19 protein-coding genes are annotated in these 20,182 nt (G+C 70.3%); 8 read left to right on the forward strand and 11 right to left on the reverse strand.

The features are described from left to right. Position 1 precedes the first annotated feature (1 nt). From F3T56_RS07440 to F3T56_RS07455, 4 genes are all read right to left on the reverse strand, one after another. On the reverse strand, positions 2-772 hold the full coding sequence (locus F3T56_RS07440; RefSeq protein ID WP_149823890.1) for a GNAT family N-acetyltransferase: 771 nt from the start codon (positions 770-772) through the stop codon (positions 2-4). A gap of 355 nt (positions 773-1,127) precedes the next feature. Next, positions 1,128-1,874 carry a succinate dehydrogenase/fumarate reductase iron-sulfur subunit gene (locus F3T56_RS07445; protein ID WP_149823891.1) on the reverse strand — a complete coding sequence of 249 codons (747 nt, stop codon included), beginning with the start codon at positions 1,872-1,874 and terminating at the stop codon, positions 1,128-1,130. Continuing rightward, positions 1,871-3,823, reverse strand: coding sequence for a fumarate reductase/succinate dehydrogenase flavoprotein subunit (locus F3T56_RS07450; protein ID WP_149823892.1), 1,953 nt, complete (start codon positions 3,821-3,823; stop codon positions 1,871-1,873). The genes F3T56_RS07445 and F3T56_RS07450 overlap by 4 nt, the downstream gene beginning before the upstream one ends. Before the next feature lies 1 nt (position 3,824). After that, on the reverse strand, positions 3,825-4,496 hold the full coding sequence (locus F3T56_RS07455) for a succinate dehydrogenase (RefSeq protein ID WP_149823947.1): 672 nt from the start codon (positions 4,494-4,496) through the stop codon (positions 3,825-3,827). Between the two features lie 120 nt (positions 4,497-4,616). Here F3T56_RS07455 and F3T56_RS07460 point away from each other — a divergent pair, with 120 nt between their 5' ends. Then, positions 4,617-5,501, forward strand: coding sequence for a LysR family transcriptional regulator (locus F3T56_RS07460; protein WP_149823893.1), 885 nt, complete (start codon positions 4,617-4,619; stop codon positions 5,499-5,501). A gap of 114 nt (positions 5,502-5,615) precedes the next feature. Here the strand turns inward: F3T56_RS07460 and F3T56_RS07465 are convergent, their stop codons facing one another. From F3T56_RS07465 to F3T56_RS07475, 3 genes are all read right to left on the reverse strand, one after another. Continuing rightward, entirely contained in the window at positions 5,616-7,760 is a 2,145-nt protein-coding gene (locus F3T56_RS07465; RefSeq protein WP_149823894.1) for a putative bifunctional diguanylate cyclase/phosphodiesterase, read from the reverse strand. Beyond that, a complete protein-coding gene (locus F3T56_RS07470; RefSeq protein WP_149823895.1) occupies positions 7,757-8,569 on the reverse strand; it encodes an SAM-dependent methyltransferase in 813 nt (270 codons plus the stop codon). Before F3T56_RS07470 ends, F3T56_RS07465 begins: the two co-directional genes overlap by 4 nt. A gap of 335 nt (positions 8,570-8,904) precedes the next feature. Next, positions 8,905-9,897: an SCO0930 family lipoprotein gene (locus F3T56_RS07475; protein ID WP_149823896.1), complete on the reverse strand. Its 993-nt coding sequence runs from the start codon at positions 9,895-9,897 to the stop codon at positions 8,905-8,907. Positions 9,898-10,167: 270 nt separating this feature from the next. Between F3T56_RS07475 and F3T56_RS07480 the strand changes: the two genes are divergently transcribed. Together F3T56_RS07480 and F3T56_RS07485 are read left to right on the forward strand one after the other, a co-directional pair. Then, on the forward strand, positions 10,168-10,794 hold the full coding sequence (locus F3T56_RS07480; RefSeq protein ID WP_246203469.1) for a hypothetical protein: 627 nt from the start codon (positions 10,168-10,170) through the stop codon (positions 10,792-10,794). A 22-nt stretch (positions 10,795-10,816) separates the two neighbouring features. Continuing rightward, complete coding sequence (locus tag F3T56_RS07485) at positions 10,817-11,581, forward strand: bestrophin-like domain (protein WP_149823898.1); 765 nt, start codon at positions 10,817-10,819, stop codon at positions 11,579-11,581. Positions 11,582-11,678: 97 nt separating this feature from the next. Here the strand turns inward: F3T56_RS07485 and F3T56_RS07490 are convergent, their stop codons facing one another. Further along, positions 11,679-12,170 (reverse strand): LPXTG cell wall anchor domain-containing protein, encoded by a 492-nt coding sequence (locus F3T56_RS07490; RefSeq protein WP_149823899.1) that lies wholly within the window; start codon positions 12,168-12,170, stop codon positions 11,679-11,681. Between the two features lie 333 nt (positions 12,171-12,503). Between F3T56_RS07490 and F3T56_RS07495 the strand changes: the two genes are divergently transcribed. Then, positions 12,504-13,175, forward strand: coding sequence for a class F sortase (locus F3T56_RS07495; RefSeq protein ID WP_149823900.1), 672 nt, complete (start codon positions 12,504-12,506; stop codon positions 13,173-13,175). A 33-nt stretch (positions 13,176-13,208) separates the two neighbouring features. Here F3T56_RS07495 and F3T56_RS07500 read toward each other — a convergent pair whose 3' ends face one another. Further along, a complete protein-coding gene (locus F3T56_RS07500) occupies positions 13,209-14,063 on the reverse strand; it encodes a polysaccharide deacetylase family protein (RefSeq protein ID WP_149823901.1) in 855 nt (284 codons plus the stop codon). A 101-nt stretch (positions 14,064-14,164) separates the two neighbouring features. Between F3T56_RS07500 and F3T56_RS07505 the strand changes: the two genes are divergently transcribed. From F3T56_RS07505 to F3T56_RS07520, 4 genes are all read left to right on the forward strand, one after another. After that, complete coding sequence (locus F3T56_RS07505) at positions 14,165-14,626, forward strand: universal stress protein (protein ID WP_149823902.1); 462 nt, start codon at positions 14,165-14,167, stop codon at positions 14,624-14,626. A 156-nt stretch (positions 14,627-14,782) separates the two neighbouring features. After that, positions 14,783-15,328, forward strand: coding sequence for a sigma-70 family RNA polymerase sigma factor (locus F3T56_RS07510; protein WP_149823903.1), 546 nt, complete (start codon positions 14,783-14,785; stop codon positions 15,326-15,328). A gap of 135 nt (positions 15,329-15,463) precedes the next feature. Further along, positions 15,464-15,979, forward strand: coding sequence for a hypothetical protein (locus tag F3T56_RS07515; RefSeq protein ID WP_149823904.1), 516 nt, complete (start codon positions 15,464-15,466; stop codon positions 15,977-15,979). Positions 15,980-16,219: 240 nt separating this feature from the next. Continuing rightward, positions 16,220-16,876 (forward strand): hypothetical protein, encoded by a 657-nt coding sequence (locus tag F3T56_RS07520; RefSeq protein WP_149823905.1) that lies wholly within the window; start codon positions 16,220-16,222, stop codon positions 16,874-16,876. A 31-nt stretch (positions 16,877-16,907) separates the two neighbouring features. On the opposite strand, the gene F3T56_RS07525 is transcribed toward F3T56_RS07520, so the two are convergent. Together F3T56_RS07525 and F3T56_RS07530 are read right to left on the reverse strand one after the other, a co-directional pair. Beyond that, positions 16,908-17,777, reverse strand: a complete 870-nt coding sequence (locus F3T56_RS07525; RefSeq protein ID WP_149823906.1) for an Fpg/Nei family DNA glycosylase — start codon at positions 17,775-17,777, stop codon at positions 16,908-16,910. Positions 17,778-17,991: 214 nt separating this feature from the next. Further along, positions 17,992-20,070, reverse strand: a complete 2,079-nt coding sequence (locus F3T56_RS07530; protein WP_149823907.1) for a SpoIIE family protein phosphatase — start codon at positions 20,068-20,070, stop codon at positions 17,992-17,994. Between the last annotated feature and the right edge of the window lie 112 nt (positions 20,071-20,182).

Consider the following 20,182-nt stretch of genomic DNA (forward strand, 5'->3'; position numbering starts at 1 on the left):
GTCACGCCGCCGGTACGAGCGAGAGGAAGTGCCGCAGGTAGCGCGGGTTGACCCGGCGCATCGACAGCAGCACGTACATGTCGGCGACTCCGAAGTCCGGGTCGTGCGCGGGCTCGCCGCAGACCCAGGCGCCGAGCCGGAGGTAGCCGCGCAGCAGCGGGGGAAGCTCGGTACGGCCCTCGGGGGCCTGGCCCTTCGGGCTCCAGGGCAGCAGCGGCCGTACCCGGTACTCCTCCGGCGCCAGGTTCCTGGTGCGTACCCGGTTCCAGGTGCCCGCGGCGAGGGCGCCGCCGTCGGCGAGCGGGATGGAGCAGCAGCCTGCCAGCCACTCGTGGCCGCCCTGGACCATGTAGCGGGCGATCCCGGCCCAGATCAGGCTGATCACGGCGCCGTCGCGGTGGTCGGGGTGCACGCAGGACCGGCCGACCTCCACCAGGAAGGGGCGGATCGCATCGAGCGGGCCGAGGTCGAACTCGCCCTCCGAGTACAGCCGTCCGGCGACCGAGGCGCGCTCGGGCGGCAGCAGCCGGTAGGTGCCGACGACCTGGCCGGTCAGGGTGTCGCGGACGAGCAGGTGGTCGCAGTAGGCGTCGAAGGAGTCGACGTCCAGCCCCGGCTGCGGTGACGCCAGCAGGGCGCCCATCTCCCCGGCGAACACGTCGTGCCGCAGCCGCTGCGCGGCACGCACGTCCTCCTCGCTGCGGGCGAGGGTGACGGTGTAGCGGGTGGGGGCCGTCGGCTGGGGCGGGCTGTCGAGGGTGGAGGCGGTCATGGCTTCTCCTGGTCACGGGCCGACTCGGCGGCATCAGTGGCGGACCTGGGGACGTGCGACCCGCCGCCACAGTTCTTCCGACGCCGGCTGACAGGCGAGTGACCACCGCCCGGAGAGCAAATGTGGGAATGCTGAATGCCAGGAATACCGAAAAGCGAAACGGGACCGGGGTTGAGCACCACTCCCGGTCCCGCTCGTCCGCACGTTTCGGCGAACGTCCATAATTTTTTCAACTGGCCTTAACTGCGGCGCGCCCCAAAGGGGCGCGGGGCTGTATCAATGTGCGGCTCCGCCGCGTGGGCGCGACCAGCCACAACGCGCCCGCAGCCCGAAAGAATCAAGCACCCCTACGGCGCTACCGACCACTCTTCCGAACAGCCCGCAGCCACTCTTTGTTCATATTAGTAATAGACACCAAGGGAATCCCCTTCGGGCAAGCGGTAGCGCACTCCCCAGTCAACGTGCACCCCCCGAACCCTTCCTCATCCATCTGCTCGACCATGTCCAACACCCGCGTCTCCCGCTCCGGCGCCCCCTGAGGCAACACGTTCAAGTGATTGACCTTGGCCGACGTGAACAACATCGCCGCCCCGTTGGGACAAGCGGCCACACACGCCCCGCACCCAATACACTCCGCGTGCTCGAACGCGAAGTCCGCGTCCCGCTTCGGCACAGCCGTGGCATGCGCCTCCGGCGCGGCCCCCGTCGGCGCCGTGATGTACCCACCGGCCTGAATGATCCGATCGAACGCGGACCGGTCGACGACCAGGTCCTTGACGACCGGGAACGCCGACGCCCTCCACGGCTCCACATCGATCGTGTCGCCGTCCGAGAAGGACCGCATGTGCAGCTGGCAGGTCGTCGTCCGCTCCGGCCCGTGCGCGTCCCCGTTGATGACGAGGGAACACGCCCCGCAGATGCCCTCGCGGCAGTCGTGGTCGAAGGCCACCGGGTCCTCACCCCGCAGGATGAGCGACTCGTTGAGCGTGTCGAGCATCTCCAGGAAGGACATGTCGGGCGAGATGTCGTCCACCTCGTACGTGGACATGGCGCCGTCGGCGTCGGCGTTGCGTTGCCGCCAGACGCGCAGGGTGAGCCTCATGCGTAGCTCCGCTGGGTGGGGTGGACGTACTCGAAGACGAGGTCTTCCTTGTGCAGGACGGGCGCCGAGCCCGTCCCGGTGAACTCCCAGGCGGCCGCGTACGAGAACTCTTCGTCCCTGCGGGCCGCCTCGCCGTCCGGCGTCTGGGACTCCTCGCGGAAGTGCCCGCCGCAGGACTCGTTCCGGTGCAGCGCGTCGAGGCACATCAGCTCGGCGAGCTCCAGGTAGTCGACGATCCGGTTGGCCTTCTCCAGGGACTGGTTGAACTCCTCGCCCGTCCCCGGGACCTTGATCCGCCGCCAGAACTCCTCACGGATCTGCGGGATCCGCTCCAGGGCCTTGCGCAGCCCGCTGTCGGTACGGGCCATGCCGCAGAACTCCCACATCAGCTCACCGACTTCACGGTGGAAGGAGTCGGGGGTGCGGTCGCCGTCGACGGCGAGGAGCAGGTTGAGCCGGTCCTCGGTCTCGGCCAACACCTCCTGTACGAGGGGGTGTTCGACCTCGACCGGCTCGCTGTGCGGATGCCTGGCGAGGTAGTCGTTGATCGTCGCCGGAAGGACGAAGTACCCGTCGGCGAGCCCCTGCATCAGCGCCGACGCGCCGAGCCGGTTCGCCCCGTGGTCGGAGAAGTTGGCCTCGCCGATCGCGAACAGGCCGGGGACGGTGGTCTGGAGGTCGTAGTCGACCCACAGCCCGCCCATCGTGTAGTGCACGGCGGGGTAGATCCGCATCGGCACCTCGTACGGATCCTCGTCGGTGATCCGCTGGTACATGTCGAAGAGGTTGCCGTACTTGGCCTCGACGGCCTTGCGCCCCATCCGCTTGATGGCGTCGGCGAAGTCGAGATAGACACCCTGCCCACCCGGCCCCACTCCCCTGCCCTCGTCGCAGACGTTCTTCGCGGCGCGGGAGGCGATGTCGCGCGGAACCAGGTTGCCGAAGGACGGGTAGATGCGCTCCAGGTAGTAGTCGCGCTCGTCCTCGGGGATCTGGTGGGCGGGGCGGGTGTCGCCCTTGGCCTTCGGCACCCAGATACGGCCGTCGTTGCGCAGCGACTCGCTCATCAGCGTCAGCTTGGACTGGTGGTCGCCGGTGCGCGGAATGCAGGTGGGGTGGATCTGGGTGAAGCAGGGGTTCGCGAACAGCGCGCCCCTCCGGTGCGCTCGCCACACAGCCGTGGCATTGGAGTTCATGGCGTTGGTCGACAGGTAGAAGACGTTGCCGTACCCACCGCTCGCCAGAACGACGGCGTCCGCGAAGTACGTGTCAATACGGCCGGTGATCAGATCCCGCGCCACGATCCCGCGCGCCCGCCCGTCGATCACGATCAGGTCGAGCATCTCGGTCCGCGGATGCATCTCCACGTTACCGGCCGCGATCTGCCTGCTGAGGGCCTGGTAGGCACCCAGCAGCAGCTGCTGGCCCGTCTGACCGCGGGCGTAGAAGGTCCGCGACACCTGTACGCCACCGAAGGAGCGGGTGTCGAGCAGACCGCCGTACTCGCGCGCGAACGGCACACCCTGCGCCACACACTGGTCGATGATCTCGACGGAGATCTGGGCGAGGCGGTGGACGTTGGACTCGCGCGCCCGGAAATCACCGCCCTTGACGGTGTCGTAGAACAGCCGGTGCACGGAGTCGCCGTCGTTGCGGTAGTTCTTCGCGGCGTTGATGCCGCCCTGCGCGGCGATGGAGTGGGCCCGGCGCGGGGAGTCCTGGTAGCAGAACTGGACGACGTGGTAGCCCTGTTCGGCGAGTGTGGCGCCCGCGGAGCCGCCGGCCAGCCCCGTCCCCACCACGATCACCGTGTGCTTGCGGCGGTTGGCGGGGTTGACCAGCTTGGCCTCGAAGCGGCGCTTGTCCCAGCGTTCGTCGACCGGGCCGGACGGGGCCTTGGTGTCGACGACGGGCTCGCCGGTCGCGTAGTTCACGTATTCAGCGGTCATCTCAGCTCACCACTCCGGTCATGACGCCCACGGGTACGGCGATGAAGCCGGCCGTGAGCAGCAGCGCGAGGACGCCTGCGACGGTCTTGAGGGCGCGGTCGCGGGTGCGGCTGCCGGCGCCGAGGGTCTGGGCGGCGCTCCAGAAGCCGTGCCGGATGTGCAGGCCGAGGGCGAGCATCGCGACGATGTAGATGACGTTGCCGTACCAGGTGGAGAAGGTGTCCACGACGTTCTGGTACGGGTGGCCCTCCTGGAAGCCGCCCGGGTGCACCGTGCCGGTCGTCAGGTCGAGGACGTGCCAGACGATGAACAGCCCGAGGATGATGCCGCCCCAGCGCATGGTGCGCGTGGCGTAGCTCGCCCGCCGCTTCTTGTTCACGTACTTGCTGGGGCGTGCCCTGATGTCGCGGCGGCTGAGCTGGTACGCCGAGACCGCGTGGGCGACGACGGCGACGACCAGGACGACGCGGATGAGCCAGAGCGTCCACTCGTAGTGCATGAACGGCTCGCCGACCGTGCGCAGCCAGTGGCCGTACTCGTTGAACTCGACCGCCCCGAAGTAGATCTTCAGGTTGCCGATCATGTGGGCGACCAGGTACAGCAGCATGATCAGACCGCTGACCGCCATCACGGTCTTCTTGCCGACGGAGGAGTCCCACACGGTGCGCGCCATCGACGGCCGTCGGTCCGTCCGCGTTGCCAGAGCCATGGCACATGACGCTAAGGCCGAACGGCCCCATCGGTCCAAGACATGGTCCGGCTCGTTTCAATAGGAGAGCCCTATGATGGCCGGGTGCAGTTCCAGCAGCTTCAGTACTTCGTGGCGGTCGCCGAGACCCGGCATTTCACCCGGGCCGCGGATCTCGTGCATGTCGCCCAGCCCTCGCTGTCGCAGCAGATCAAGGCGCTGGAGCGGGAGTTGGGGGCGGACCTGTTCCTGCGGGCGCGCGGCAACATCACGCTGACGGACGCCGGAGAGGCCCTGCTGCCGCTGGCCCGTCGCATACTGGCCGACGCCGAAACGGCCCGGCATGAGGTGCAGGAGCTGGTGCAGCTGCGCCGGGGCCGGGTCCGGCTGGGCGCGACCCCCAGCCTGTGCACGGGTCTGCTGCCGGACGTGCTGCATGCCTTCCACGACCGCTATCCCGGCATCCAGCTGCTGATCGAGGAGGGCGGCTCGCACGACCTCGTACGGGAACTGGCGCGCGGCGCCCTCGACCTGGCCCTGGTCGTCCTGCCCCTGCCCACCCCGTCCCCGGCGCTGACCACGGTGGAGCTGCTGCGCGAGGACCTGGTGGTCGTCTCCTCACCGGAGGCGCCCCGGCCCGGCGGCGGGCGGCGCACGGTGCGCATCGCCGACCTGGAGGGCGAGCGCCTGGTCATGTTCCGCCACGGCTACGACCTGCGCGAACTCACCGTCGCCGCGTGTCGCTCCGCGGGGTTCGAGCCGGATTTCGCGGTGGAGGGCGGTGAGATGGACGCGGTCCTGGGCTTCGTGCGGGCGGGGCTGGGCGTGGCCGTCGTCCCCCGCATGGTGGCGACGCGGTCCGGGCGCGGCCTCCGGGTGACCCCGCTGGCCCGCCCCGGCCTGCACCGGACGATCGCCCTGGCCCACCGCAGCGATGTGGCTCCGCCTCGGGCCGCGCGGGAGTTGCAGCGGATGTTGGTGGAGCGGTGAGCGTGCCGCTGCTGTCCCGGTCGCGCCGTTGAGCCGTGATCGCCGTTCGGGTCTGCGGGTCGACTGTGGCTGGTCGCGCAGTTCCCCGCGCCCCTGAAGGGGCGCTGCAGCCCCCTATCCCGTCGCGTCCACCAGCGCCAGCTCATGCAGGCGCTCCGGCGGACCCGGGCGGGCGTAGTACCAGCCCTGGGCCGTGTCGCAGCCCAGAATCCGTAGTTGCTCGGCCTGGGCGCCCGTCTCCACGCCCTCGACGGTGACCGCGAGGTCGAGGCTGTGGGCGAGGGAGACGATGCCCTCGACGATCTTCAGGTCGACGGGGTCGGCCGGGAACTGCTGCATGCTCTGGGTGAAGGAACGGTCCAACTTCAGGATGCGCACGGGCAGTCGGCGCAGATTGGCGAGGTTGGAGTAGCCGGTGCCGAAGTCGTCGAGGGCGATGTCGACGCCCATCTCGGAGAGCCTGCGCAGGGGTTTGAGCAGGTCGTCGTCGGCGCCGATCAGGGCGGACTCGGTGACCTCCAGGCAGAGGGCGTCCGGTTCGAGGCCCGCGCGCTCCAGGATGTCGACGGTGTCCTGGACAAGGCCGGGATGGGTCAACTGGCAGGGCGACAGGTTGACGTTGACGCGCAGCGGGCCGGTGGCTCCCGTACCGCCGTGACGTTCCTGCCACTCGCGGGCCTGGCGCACCGACTGCTCCAGGACCCAGCGGCCGAGCGGCACGATCAGGCCGGTGCGTTCGGCGAGCGGGATGAACCGGTCGGGGCCGAGGACGCCGTGCTGCGGGTGCAGCCAGCGGACCAGGGCCTCGGCGCCGCGTACGGTGCCGTCGCCGAGGTGGACGAGCGGCTGGTACTCGATGAAGAACTCGCCCCGGTCGAGGGCGGCGGGCAGCGCGGTGGTCAGGCCGTGCCGGGTGATGGCGCGGGCGTCGGCCTCCGCGTCGGCCATCTCGTAGCGGTTGCCGCCCGCCGACTTGGCCCGGTACATCGTGATGTCGGCGCTGCGCAGCACCTCCGCCGGGCCGCGCTCGCCCGCCGGGCCCTCGACGATGCCGATGCTGCCGCGGACCAGGAGTTCGCGGCCGTCGATGCGGACGGGGGTGACGAGGGCGTTCATGATGCGGTCGGCGAGTTCGTCGACCTCGCGTTCGGTGTCGGTGCCGGTGGTCAGCGCCACGAACTCGTCGCCGCCGAGCCGGGCGACCATCTCGCCGGGGGCGGTCGCGCAGGACTGCAGCCGGTCGGCGACCTCGACGAGCAGCCGGTCGCCGGCCGCGTGCCCGAGGCTGTCGTTGATGGCCTTGAAGCCGTCGAGGTCGAGGTAGCACAGGCCGAAGCGCTGGCCGTCGCCCGCTGAGAGGGCCTTCTCCAGGCGCTCGAAGAACAGGGTGCGGTTGGGCAGTCCGGTCAGCGCGTCGTGCGTGGCCTCGTAGCGGAGGCGGAGGTTGAGCAGTCGGCGCTCGGTGGTGTCCTCCATCAGCGCCAGCTGGTACTGGGGGTTGCCGTCCGCGTCACGGAGCAGGGAGACCGTCAGGTTGGTCCACAGAACCGTTCCGTCTGGTCGGTGGAACGCCTTCTCGGTGTGGTAGTGCTCGCGCTCGCCGCGCACCAGCTCCTCGTAGAGGCGCCAGACCTGGGGGGCGTCGTCGGGGTGGGTCCACTCGGTGACGACGCGTGCGCGCATCGCCTGCTCGGTGACGCCGAACATGCGTAGCAACGCGCCGTTGACCTGGATGATGTTGCCGTCGAGGTCGGCGATGCCGATGCCTATGGCGGCGCCTTCGAACACCGCGCGGAAGCGGGCCTCGGTCGCGTGCAGCGCCCGGGCGACCGCCCCCTGGGCCTCCAGCGCGGCGCGGGCGATCGCCTCCTGCTCGGCCAGGGTCCGCTGCCGCAGCGCCTCGGCGTATCCGGCGGCCATCGCGGACTGCAGCCGCGCGGCGCGCGCCCGCGAATCCTCCTGGGCGCCGTCGCCGCCGCAGTAGAGCACCAGGTAGGCGTCGACGCAGTCCAGGGTCTGGCTGAGCGCCTCGGGCTCGGTGCAGTGCGCCCCGACGAGGGCGGCGCCAACGGCTCGGCCTTCCCCGGCATCGTACGTCCTGGCCCGCAGCGCCTCGCTCAGGCGCCGGGCGAGCGGCAGGAGTCGCTCCTCGAACTCGGGGCGGGTCAGCGACGTGGAGGTGACAGGGAAGACCGCCCGGCTCCAGATCGTCGCGAACCGGCGCAGTCTGTCCTCCGGCCCGTCCGGCTCCGCCCTCACGCCTTGGTCCCCACGCCGGCGAACTGCGCGAAGGCGTACGGATCCTCGTCCTCGGGGGCCGTGTCGGGCCGCCACGTCGCCATCGGCACCACTCCGGGTTCCACCATGTCGTACCCCTCGAAGAACCGCGCGACCTCGTCGCGCGAACGCATGGTCAGCGGATTGCGAATGTCCTTGTACACGTCCACCGCGCCCTCTGCCCGCTCCTGGGGAAGCGGAATTCCCTCCACGCAGGCGTGCGAGACGACGAGCATGCTGCCGGGCGCGAGCGCGTCGCTCAGCTCGGCCACCGCTCCGTACGGGTCGTCCGTGTCCTCCACGAAGTGCAGTATGGCAACCAGAAGCAGTGCCACTGGGCGGTTCAGGTCGATCAGTCGCTCAACACGGGGGCTCTCGAGGATGTCCCGGGGCTTGCGCAGATCGGCCGCGACCACATCCGCGCCATCCTTGCCCTCCAAAACCGCCTGGCTGTGTGCTACGGCGACCGGGTCGTGGTCGACGTAGACGACATGCGCGCCGGGACTGGCCTCCTGGGCGACCTCGTGCACATTTCCGAAGGTGGGGATCCCGGATCCGACGTCCAGGAACTGGGTGATGCCCGCGTTCGCCGCGTACCGCACGGCGCGCCGCATGAACGCGCGGTTCGCCTGCATGATCTTGGGCAGGCCCGGCACGAACTCCATGGCCCTGCGGGCCGCTTCCCGGTCGACCTCGAAGTTGTGCGAACCGCCCAGGTAGTAGTCGTACATGCGGGCCACTGACGGCATCGATATGTCGATGCTCCGTGGCGCCCAGGCGGGACGCTCCATCTGTGCTCTCCAACGCGTCGGGGGTGGCGTAGGCGATCCGGTGTTCGAGCAGAGGCTACTGATCGTCCGTCAACGGGGCGAGCGAAAACGGAAATTGACCATCCGTTCCTGGACGCTGCCGATGGCACATGCCCAATGATCGTCCCAGCCACGCCTGTTCATTCCACTCCCCGTAGCACGGCACGCCAAGTGACCCGCCCCCTCCGTGCGGTGCGGAGGGGGCGGGTCGGATCCGTCGCGCTGATGTGGTGCGTCCGGCACTCTTCTGCTCGTCCACTCCCTTCCGCGTGCGGTTTCCTGAATGGCGAGGCGATCTACCCTGGGGAAGGTGACCTTTACTTCTGCGCGCGGATCGGCTCTCCGTCACCGTTGATGACGAACCAGGTGCCGCCCACGCCCTGGCCCTTGGTGTCACCGGGGGCCTTGTCGCTGGCGAAGGTGTAGAGCGGGATGCAGTTGATGGTCTGCTGCTTGATGCCGTCGGGCCGGTCGAAGACCGTGTAGCCCTTCAGCAGGATGCCCTCGGTGTCGTTCTTGTCGACCGGGGCGACGACGGGCCACTTGTCGAGGCAGGCGCCCGTGCAGGCGGTCGACATCGGCCACTGGGTGTCCTTCATGAACCGGTAGACCGTCATGCCGTTTTTGTCGACGACGATCTCGCCGAAGTCCGGGTCCTCGCGGGTGGTCAGGCCGGCCTGCTCGACCGCCTCGCCACCGGCGTCGCCCGCGTCACCACTGTCTGCGGCGCCGCCGCCCTTCGTGGAGGCCTTCTTGCCGTCGGGCGCCGAGGCGTACCAAGTGCCGCCGATGGCCTGGCCCTTGATGTCACCGGCCTTGGTGTCCTTGGCGTAGTAGTACTGGGGCCAGCCGGCGACCGTCAGCTGCTTGGTGCCGTCGGGACGGGTGACCTCACCGAGCAGCGACTTGTCCACGCCCTGGGTGGCGGTGGCGCCCGAGGCGGGCACCGGCGGCCAGGTGGTGGCGCACTCGCCCTCACAGGTCGTCTTCGGCGGCTCGAAGGAGTCCTTGTCGAAGCGGTAGAGGGTGCGCCCGGCGCTGTCCGTGAGGACCTTGCCGAACTCGTCGCTGTTCCACACGGTCAGCGCGCCCGCCGAGGCGGCCGTGGTCGACTGGGCCTGGTCCTGCGCATTGGAACCGGAGCCGGCCGCGCCGACACCGGCGATGGTGCCGGCCCCGAGCGTCGGGGTGGAAGCGGCACCCACGTTCTGACTCGACGTGGACCCCTGTTCCTGACCGCACGCCGTCGTCAGCACCAGCACAGCCGCAGCTGTCGCTACGAGTGAGGCGCTCCGCCAGGAGGTCTTCATTCCAACTCCCCGTGTTTCCTTGGGTGTTGCAGCGCCCTACTGCGCCGCTTGCTGGCCCTAGGTACGGGCGGGGGCGGCCGATGTGTTCAACGCGGCACGAATTTCTTTCCGAAATCTGTGACATTTTTCGCCGCGGGACCCGCGGAGGCCCCGGACAGAGGCCGGTTTCCGGCTCTCCCGGTCAAACCTTCGCACCCCGTTTTCCCTCGTCCGGGGCAATCTGCACAGGCTCCGGCGTGTGCGGGCACGCGACCGCCGATGATCTTCGTCGTGCAAGGACCCCAGCGGACCCGATCCGCTCTCGCCCTGCGGCTGTCGGCCCTGCTCGTACTGACCTGGCTCCTCACCGGAGCGCCGGGCGGCACGGCGGTCGCCGACGCCTGCGCCTACGCGGCGACCGGCCCGGACAAGGGGGGTGCCGTCGCCGTGGCGATCGCGGGGACCAGCTCCTGCAAGCCGGTTCCGGCGACCACACCGTCACCGTCCCCCACGCCGACGCCGACACCCACACCCACACCCACACCCACACCCACACCGACGTGCCCGCCGGAGCCGACCCCCACCCCGACTGCCCCACCTCGACCGAAGCCACCCCGGACCACCCCGGCACCCCCACCCACACCGGCGCCGGCTCCCCCACCGAAGCCCGAGCCGCCGCCTCCGCCCCCACCGCCCGTCACCCAGGCGCCCCGCCCCGCCCCCACCCCCACACCGAAGCCCGCCCTCAAGCCCACCCCGAGCCCACGCCCCGAGGTGTCGCCGACCCCGGTGAGCTACCCGCCCTACCGGACCCCGGCCCGCACGCACACCAAGCGCTCCGGACCGTCACTCGTCACGCTCGCCCTGCTCATCACCGCGCCCGCGGTGTTCGCCGTCGCCGCGCTGCGTCCGCGCTGACCCCGTTTCCTGGAGGAACCCCTTGTCGGAATGGCTTGTTCTCACCCTCGCGATGGGGGCGGCGTGTGTCGTCGTCCTCCTCGTGGCCGTCGTACGGCATCACGCCGCACCGGCGGACGAGGACCCGTCCGAGACCCCGGACGTCATCGAGTACATCACCATGATGATCGGCGTGGTGTACGCCATCGTCCTGGGCCTGGCCATCGCCGGGGTCTGGGAGGCCCGCAGCGTCGCCCAGGACCATGTCCAGGCGGAGGCGCAGGCGCTGCACGAGATCAGCGAGCGGGTGCGGGTGTACCCCGAGGACGTACGCGACCGTATCCGCGACGACGTCGACGCGTATGTCGGCCACGTCGTGACCACCGAGTGGAAGGCCATGACAGAGAAGGGGGAGATGACCGAGAAGGGCACGGAGCTCCTCGACACCGTCCGCCGGGACGTCACCGACTACCAGCCGAGCAGCGACTTCGAGGCGCAGGCCTACCAGCCGCTGCTCGACCAGATGGCCGCGGCCGACGCGGCGCGCAACGCCCGCGCCGACTCCACCGGCGAGACCATGCCGGGCGTGGTGTGGTTCGGTCTGCTCGCCGGCGCCGTGGTGACCGTGGGCATGGTCTTCGCGCTGCAGATCCGTCGTACGGCACGCGAGCTGATCCTCGCCGGCCTGTTCTCCGCCCTCATCGCCTTCCTGCTCTTCCTCGTCTGGGACTTCGACGCGCCCTACGGCCGGGGGCTCACGGCCACGGCGGATCCGTTCCGCGCGCTGTTCCCGAACGCGGGCGGGTGACGGCCCGGCAGTCTCGCCGTAGGGCCGGGGGACGGGCGCCACGCCGGGCCCGTCCCCCGGCCCTACGCATGCCGGTCCCCCGTGCGGAGCGCACGCCTCAGATCTTGTTCTCCGAGCGGCGGCGCATCCAGAACAGGCCACCGCCGATGAGCGCGGCGGCGACCAGCCCGCCGCCGATGGCGATGTCGGTCGGCGTGGCCCCGGTGGAGCTGCTGCCGCCGAGACCGCCGCGGACTCCGCCGATGACGGTGAAGACGTCCTCGAACTTCTTGCGCTGGCCTTCGCAGTGGGTGAAGACGTCGTACGCCCCGGGGTTGGCGTTGGCGTTGATCCGCACCGTCGCCGTCGCGGTCCTGCCGTCGCGGGACCTGAGATTGGTGGTGGGGAAGGCGTTCGAGCTGATCGTGCTGCCCATCGTCGCGCAGGCGTTGCCGCCGCTGACGGTGAGCACGATCTGCCCGCCGCGGGCGACGGCGTTGGGGGTGGCCACGACCGAGGTCGGTTGCTCCCAGGCGGTGGCCGTCGGGGCGGCGATGCCGACCAGGGCGACCGCGGCGGCCGAGGCCGCCAGGGCATGAGTAGTACGCATGTGATCCTCCGCGGAAGACGCCCCGGGAACGGTCCCCGGTCGATCGGCGAGAAGCGCCTCCCAGCAAAACCCTCAGTTGCCTTGTACGGGGGCGCATTTCGGCGATGGTCCGTCCTGGTGAGCCGACACGCCGTGATATCTCCGCATGACCGGATATCGCCGCAGGTCACGGACTGTCAGAAAATTCCTGGGCCCGGCAACACGAATGGCGTACAACTCCGCCTCGCCGCCACCCGTTCGTACCTGACCCGTCGCCGTAATCGTGCGGCAAGCTTATTTTCTGTCGTATTGCGCGATGGACGCGGCGACGGCCGCGTCGAGAGGGGATGGCGAATGTATTCGTCCGAACCGGCCTGGGCCGAAGAGGAGGCGCGGCAGCGGAAGCGTGCGCCGTGGGGCGTGATAGCGCTGGTCCTGCTGACCGGTCTCGCTCTCATTCGCAACGGTTCGGGGGAGTTCGACGTGGGCCCGCCGCAGCCCGCGTCGGCGGCGGCCGCCGACAGCCGCACCACGCCCCGCGGCACCTTCACCAATGTGCCCGATCCGCTGCCGTACGCCATGGTCGAACGGGTGCGGATCCCCTCGATCCAGGTCGACGCCCCGGCCGTGCCCGTCGGTCTGGACCCCCAGGGCTGGGTCGACGCGCCGCCCGCCCAGGACCCGAACCTCGCGGGCTGGTTCACCGGCGCGGTCTCCCCCGGCGAGCAGGGCACGGCCGTGATCGTGGGGCATGTCGACAACGATCAGGGGCCCGCGGTGTTCTACGGACTCGGGGCGCTCAAGAAGGGCAGCCGGGTCGAGATCCAGCGCGGGGACGCGAAGACCGCCGTGTTCGAGATCTACGGAATCGAGGTATTCGAGAAGAACAACTTCCCCGGCGACCGCGTCTACGGAAACAGCGGAATTCCCGAGTTGCGGGTCATCACCTGCGGAGGAGGTTTCTCGAAGCAGAACGGCTACGACGGCAACGTCGTCGTTTTCGCCCGCCTGGTCGAGGTTCGCTGAGCGTTCCCCGGCCGGGCGGGCGAATGCCCACCGTTATGCGTATTTCCGTTGGGGCACGGTGATCCGGTAACCCGAGTCCAGCAGTGCGGGCAGATAGTCGCGCAGCGCCCGTACGCTCTGCGAGCGGTCGCCGCCCCCGTCGTGGGAGAGCACGACGACACCGGGCGCCGCGTCGTTCGCCACCCGCTCGACGATGGTGTCGGCGGCCGGGGCGCGCCAGTCGAGCGTGTCCACGGACCAGGCCAGGGGTTCCATGTTGAGTTCGGCGCCGAACTGGAAGGCGGCCCGGTTCCAGGCGCCGTACGGTGCGCGGAACCACAACGGCGGTTCGCCGTACGCCTCGTCGATGATCTCGCTGGTGCGGGCCATCTCCGCGTAGATCCTGCGCCGGGGGAGCTTGGTGAGCAGCGGGTGGGACCAGGTGTGGTTACCGACGACATGGCCGTCGTAGGCCATCTCCCGCAGCAGGTCCCCGTACTGGGCCACCATCTCGCCGCACACGAAGAACATCGCGCGGACGTCGTAGTGGCGGAGGATGCGCAGGATGTCCGGGGTGTAGCGCGGGTCGGGGCCGTCGTCGAAGGTCAGCACGATGGTCCGGCCCCGCCCGTTCACGCGCAGGAACGGCTTGCGCCGGACCAGGGGGCGGACGAGCTTACGGCGCCGCGGGCCGCCGCCGTATCCGGCGATGGGCCGGAGGCGGTAGGCGGAGGGCGGGAGCGCGCTGTCGGCCGCCGGACCGGCGGCCGGGGCGGCGGGCGGGGCGGTGGTGCCGGAGGCCCCGTCGCCGATGAGCGAAGCGGTGGTGCCCGCGACACCGGCCGCGCCCAGCAGAGCGGCGCCACCGATCAGCAGCCGGCGCCGTGTGAAGATCTGATCCTTCGTCATGACTCATCAGTCGACCAAGGTGGGGACGGCGCACCCCCACGACACCGGTGTGGCGGCACGAAAACACCCGATGGGAGTACTTCTCCGATAACCTCGCCACCGTGACCGATCAGCAAGCACACCAGTTCGAACGGGGCACCGACGGACCCAAGGTCATCCTCGTCGGGCTGGACGGCTCCGACTCCTCCCTCCGCGCCGTGGCCTACGCCGCGGGCCTCGCCCGGCGGCAGCACGCGCTGCTCGCCATCGTCTACGTGCAGCCGGTGCTGGCGGCGAGCGCGGCGCTCGGGGTACCGGTGGCCGGGACGACGGACGAGATCGCTGAGCAGCTCGTCGCGGAGATCCGGGAGGCCGCCGAGCAGGTGAAGGGCATCTTCGAGGTGCGCTGGGAGTTCCACACGTTCCGCGGCGACCCGTACAGCGGACTGGTGAAGGCGGCGGACGAGCTCCAGGCGGACGCGGTCGTGGTGGGCGCCTCCGAACAGGCGGGCCACCGCTTCGTCGGCTCGGTGGCGGTACGGCTGGTGAAGGCGGGACGCTGGCCGGTCACGGTGGTGCCGTAGCCCGCGCGGGTGCAGGTGGGTGGGGGGGTGCGGAGGCGGAGCCTCCGAAACACCGGCAGACCGTTCGTCGCACCGTTCGTCGACAGGTTTGACCGCCCGCCGCAGACCCGCGACCGCCCTCTGTCCCCGCGGAGCGGCTCGCGTTCCCATACGGCCATGACGGCCGGAACCACGATCACCAACGGGACGACCGCCGAACACGAGCTGGCCGAGCTCCAGCGCGAACACGGCCGCCCCCTCTTCGCCCTGATGCTGCGGCTCTCCGACGGGGACCGGCACCGCGCCGAGGACCTCGTGCAGGAAACCCTTGTGCGTGCCTGGCAGCACCCCGAGGCGCTGCGCGCCGACGACTTCGACTCCGTACGCCCCTGGCTGCTCACCGTCGGGCGGCGGCTCGCCATAGACGCGCGACGGGCCCGGCAGGCGCGCCCCGCCGAGGTGGGGGACGCGGTGCTGGAGAACGCCCGAGTGATGGCCGATCACGCCGAGCGGTCGGTCGCGACCCTCGATGTGCGGGAGGCTGTGAAGACACTCACTCCCGAGCACCGCGAAGTACTGGTGCAGGTGTACTTCCAGGGGGCGAGTGTGGCGGAAGCCGCCGAAGCCCTCGGCATCCCGCCCGGTACGGTGAAGTCCCGCGCGTACTACGCGCTGCGCGCCCTCCGCCGGGTGCTTCCGGGATACGCGGCCGACCTGCACTGAAACCGAAGGCCGAGTCAAACCTCCGTAAAGCGCCTTGCTGAGAACCCCGGTTGAGCAATCAGCTGTCTCTATCCGTGTTCGGGATGAGGGCCCGGGGTCGGGCGACGCGCACGCACCGGAGGAAGGCAGGAAGGGATGCTGCACAGAGGTCAAGAGAGCACGGACGGCGCCGGTGGCGGCGAACTGGCCGTCCCCATGGCGTGGTTCTACGCCGAGTACATCGCCGATGAACTACTGCGGACCGGCGACCTGATGCCGCCGACGTCCTTCGAGTTCCGCGCGGGGCGGGACGCCCTGGCACTGACCATCTTCCTCTCGGACTCCGGCGGTGAGCTCTCCGGCATCCGGGTCGTCACCCAGCTGGAGACCTGGCTGTCGCTGACGGCGTACGACCAGCCGTGGCAGGACTGGGTGTGCGAGCGCATGGCCGACTTCACCGCCGAGGCGCTGGAGCGGGGCAGCCCGTCACCGGACCTGGAACTGGCGGCCGAGACCTGGCGCTGGCTGGAGGAGACCGAGCTGCTCGCACCCGATCTGGACGCGGTGCCGGGCGGTGGTGCGGTCCTCGGTGAGGACGACGGCCCAAAGGTTTGGACACCGGCCTGGCGGCTCGGTCTGCCGCTCGGGCATCTGGCGATCCATCTCTTCTAGGCCGGGTCCAGGCCGGGCGATCCCCTGCCGCCGACCTGGTTACCCGTGTCTTCCTGGGCGCGAAACCCCCTGTTCGCGCATTGACAGGCCAATTTTTTCGGTCCTCGACCAATCCGCATGACGTACGGCTCCGAATCTTTTGGTTGGCAATGGTCATGGGGCTTGAGTGATTCGCCGGTCTGGTCCGTACCGGTGGGGGCAGGAAGCAACCCCCACCGCACACCGGCCCGAGGAATTGCCATGTGGTCCCAGGATCGTCATCACGACGTCGGCGCGTACTCGTTGGGCGTGCTGGACGAGGTGGAGTCCTTCCACTTCGAGGACCATGTCCGCGGCTGCCCCCAGTGCGCGGTACAGGTCACCGAGTTCCGTCCCGCCGCCCGGCAGCTGATGCTGTACCGGAACGCCACCCCGCGTGCCGTGCACCCCTTCGCGGCGCCCGGTCCCCGGCTGCTCGGACGGCTGCTCGACGAGGTCGCCGCCCGGCAGCGGGCCCGGCGCAGGCGCTGGCTGTTCGGGCTGGCCGCCTCCGTGGTCATCGCCGTGGGCGGGCCCGCGGTCGCCGTCCTCGCGGGGCCGGGGGAGCCGCCGGACACGGTCGCCGCCACCGACGCCAAGACGGGCGTATGGGCCGAGGTCAGGGCCGAGGACCAGGTCTGGGGCAGTGACATCGAGCTGAACGTCAAGGAGGCCGAGGGGGCCCACGCCTGCCGGCTCGTCGTGGTCGGCAAGGACGGCTCCGAGGAGACGGCCGCCAACTGGAAGTCCCCCGACGGCGGCCAGGCCTCCGACATGCACGGCGGCACCACGATGCGGCGCGGGGACATCAGCCACTTCGAGGTGCGCAGCCAGGAGGGCGAGCTTCTGGTGACGCTGAGGGCACCGGCCTGGCGTTGACTTGGTCCGTACCTGACCAGTCCATACCTGGCTACTTGAGCAGTCGTGACATCCGTCGGTCGTCGAGGGGCTTGCCGCCGGTCTGGCAGGTCGGGCAGTACTGCAGCGAGGAGTCACTGAAGGAGACCTCGCGGATCGTGTCGCCGCACACCGGGCAGGGCTCGCCGGTACGGCCGTGGACGCGCAGGCCGCTCTTCTTCTCCGCCTTCAGCCTTCCGGCGGCCAGGCCCCGGGCACGCTCGACGGCTTCGGTGAGCGTGGTGCGCAGCGCCCCGTAGAGGTGGCGGGTCTCCTCCGGTTTCAGCGACGAGGCCAGTTTGAAGGGCGACATCCTCGCGGTGTGCAGGATCTCGTCGCTGTACGCGTTGCCGATCCCCGCGATCAGGCTCTGGTCGCGCAGCGCCCCCTTGATCTGCCGCCGCTCCCCCGCGAGCAGCCCGGCGAAGCGGGTCACGTCGAAGTCGCCGGCGAGGGGGTCGGGGCCGAGTCGGGCGATGCCGGGGACGTCCGACGGGTTCCGTACGACGTACACCGCCAGCCTCTTCTGGGTGCCGGCCTCGGTGAGGTCGAAGCCCTCGCCGGTCTCCAGGGCGACGCGCAGCGCGAGGGGGCTCTTGCCGCCCGGCCGGGGCGGACCGTCCGGGAGCCGGTCCCGCCAATGCAGCCAGCCGGCGCGGGCCAGGTGGGTGACGAGGTGCAGCTCGCCGTCGTCCGCCTCGATGTCCAGGAACTTCCCGTGCCGCCGTACGCCGGTGACCTGCCGCCCCTCGAAGGCGATGACCGGCGGGTCGTACGTCTTCAGCACGCTGATCGCCACGGGCAGTATCCGGACGACCTCGTGGCCGACCAGATTCTCGACCAGGAAGTCCCGCAGTGCCTCGACTTCAGGGAGTTCCGGCATAAGTCCCAGGGTGCCATGTGCCTGCGGCGCTTGGGCGGTGCATCTGGGGTGGGTGTCTGTGGTGAGTGGGTGAGTGCGGGTAGGTGGGGCTGGTCGCGCAGTTCCCCGCGCCCCTGAAAACCTGGGGGCACCCCGTGCTTTTAAGGGGCGCGGGGAACTGCGCGAGCAACCACACACAACCCGCAGCCGCCCGACGTCCGAAACCCCCGAGCTCTCAAGCGCACCCGAACTCACACCACACGCACTTGCCCCCACCCCGCGCCTCCACACCCCACACATCCGTCAACCGGTCGACCAGCAGCAGCCCGCGCCCCGAAACCCCCGACTCCCCGGCCTCCCGGCGGCGGGGCAGCGCGCTGGAGGAGTCCTCGACCTCGACCCGGAGGCGCCGGTCGGGGCCGGTCAGCGCCCGCAGGGTGACGACCGCGGAGCCCTCCGTGTGTATGAGGGCGTTGGTGATCAGCTCGTCGGCGACGAGCTCGATCTCGTCGGCCCGGTCCCGCACCCCCCAGCTGCGGACCGCCGCGCGGATCATGTGGCGAGCCTCGGTGAGCGCCTCGGGGTCGCCGGGCCCGACGTGCTGTCGCAGGCGCCCGCCGGGCTGCTCGGCGCCGCGGCTGCGGCGGCGCAGCAGGAGCAGGGCCACGTCGTCGTCGCCCCCGCGTTCCTCGGCGACGTCGATCAGCCGGTCGGCGAGGTCGTCGACGTCGTCGGGTCCGGTGGCGATCAGTGCCTGCAGGGTCCGCATGCCGTCGTCGAGGTCGGCGCCGGGCTCTTCGATGAGGCCGTCGGTGCACAGCAGCAGCGTCTGGCCGGGGTCCAGCTCGACGGCGGTCACCGGATACTCCAGGCCGCCGAACTCGGCGGACAGGCCGAGTGGCAGACCCCCGTCCACGGTGACCCGGTGGCAGGTGCCGTCGGTGTGCCGGATCAGGGGGTCGATGTGTCCGGCCCGGACGACCTGGACGACTCCGGTGGAGAGGTCGGCCTCGGCGTAGAGGCAGGTCGCGAAGCGGTCGGTGTCAAGGTCGTGGAGGAGGACGGAGGCCCGGGCCATCACGGTGGCCGGGGTGTGTCCCTCGGTGGCGTAGGCCTTGAGGACGATGCGCAGCTGGCCCATGACGGCCGCCGCGTGCGTGTCGTGGCCCTGGACGTCGCCGATGACCGCGCCGACCCGTCCGCCGGGCAGCGGGATGAGATCGTACCAGTCGCCGCCGATGTCGCGGCCGTGGGAGCCCCCGAACGACGCGGCACGGTAGCGGACGGCGATGTCGGCGCCCGGGATGCTGGGGATGGTGCGGGGCAGCATGGCCTGCTGGAGGCCCTCGGCGAGGTCCTTCTCCTGCTCGTAGAACATGGCCCGCTGCAGGCTCTGGGCGATGCCGCTGCCGAGGGCGACGAGGACGTCGCGTTCCTCCGCGGTGAAGCCCCTCCGGTCGTTGTAGAGCAGGCCCATGGCGCCGATGGGGCGGGCCTGGACGATGAGCGGCAGATACGCGGCCGAGGTGATCTTGAGGTCGGTGATGTGCGGCCACAGCAGCGGATACGACTCCGCGAACTCCTCCGGTGACTCGATGAAGTGCGGTACGAGGCTGCGTACGACCTCGTTCATCGGGTACTTCACGTCGATGCGGGTGATCCGGGTGCCGGGCACATAGCTGTCCTGGGGGCCGGCGGCGACCATGCGGATGCGGCCGGCCTCCACCAGACCCATGACCAGGCTCGTGGCCCCGAGGTGGGTGAGGCCGTCGGTGTCTTCGAGGACGTCGATCACGTCCTGGACGGTGCGGGCGTGGGCCAGGGCGGCGGTGATGACCTGCACGACGTTGGTCTGCCGGCGGCGGGCCTCGTTCAGCGCGGCCTGCTCGGTGCGGCCGCGGAGTTCGCGCAGTTCCCGGGTGGCGTCGCGGACGATGCCGATGACGCGGTAGGGGCGGCCCGTCCCGTCGCGGCGGATGTAGCCCTGGGTGTGGGTCCAGCGCTGGGTTCCGTCGCGCAGGCGGATGCGGAAGTAGGCGCCGTAGTTCTCGCTGCCGTCCTTGAGGGCCTGGGAGACCAGGGTGTCGAGTCTGCGGCCCTCCATCGGGGGTACCCGCATCGACAGGCTCTCGGGGTCGCCGTCGTATTCCTCGGGGCGTACGTCGAAGATCTCGTGGGCCGTGGCGTCCAGATGCATCACACCGGCGTCGAGGTCCCAGTCGAAGCTGCCCATCAGGTTGAGCGCCAGGACCGGGTCCGGGTGGGCGAGCCAGTCGTCGGGCACTGCCGACTCGCTCGCTCCCCGATCAACCATGGGGCCACTTTGCCAGCATTCGACCGATTCTTCGAGTGGAGGGTACGCGTTCTTCGAGTGGAGGGGTACACGCCAATCCGCTCACTATGGTGGGTACAGCCCCCTTACCGGC

The sequence above is a fragment of the Streptomyces tailanensis genome (assembly GCF_008386495.1).
GTDB classification, from domain to species: Bacteria; Actinomycetota; Actinomycetes; order Streptomycetales; family Streptomycetaceae; genus Streptomyces; species Streptomyces tailanensis.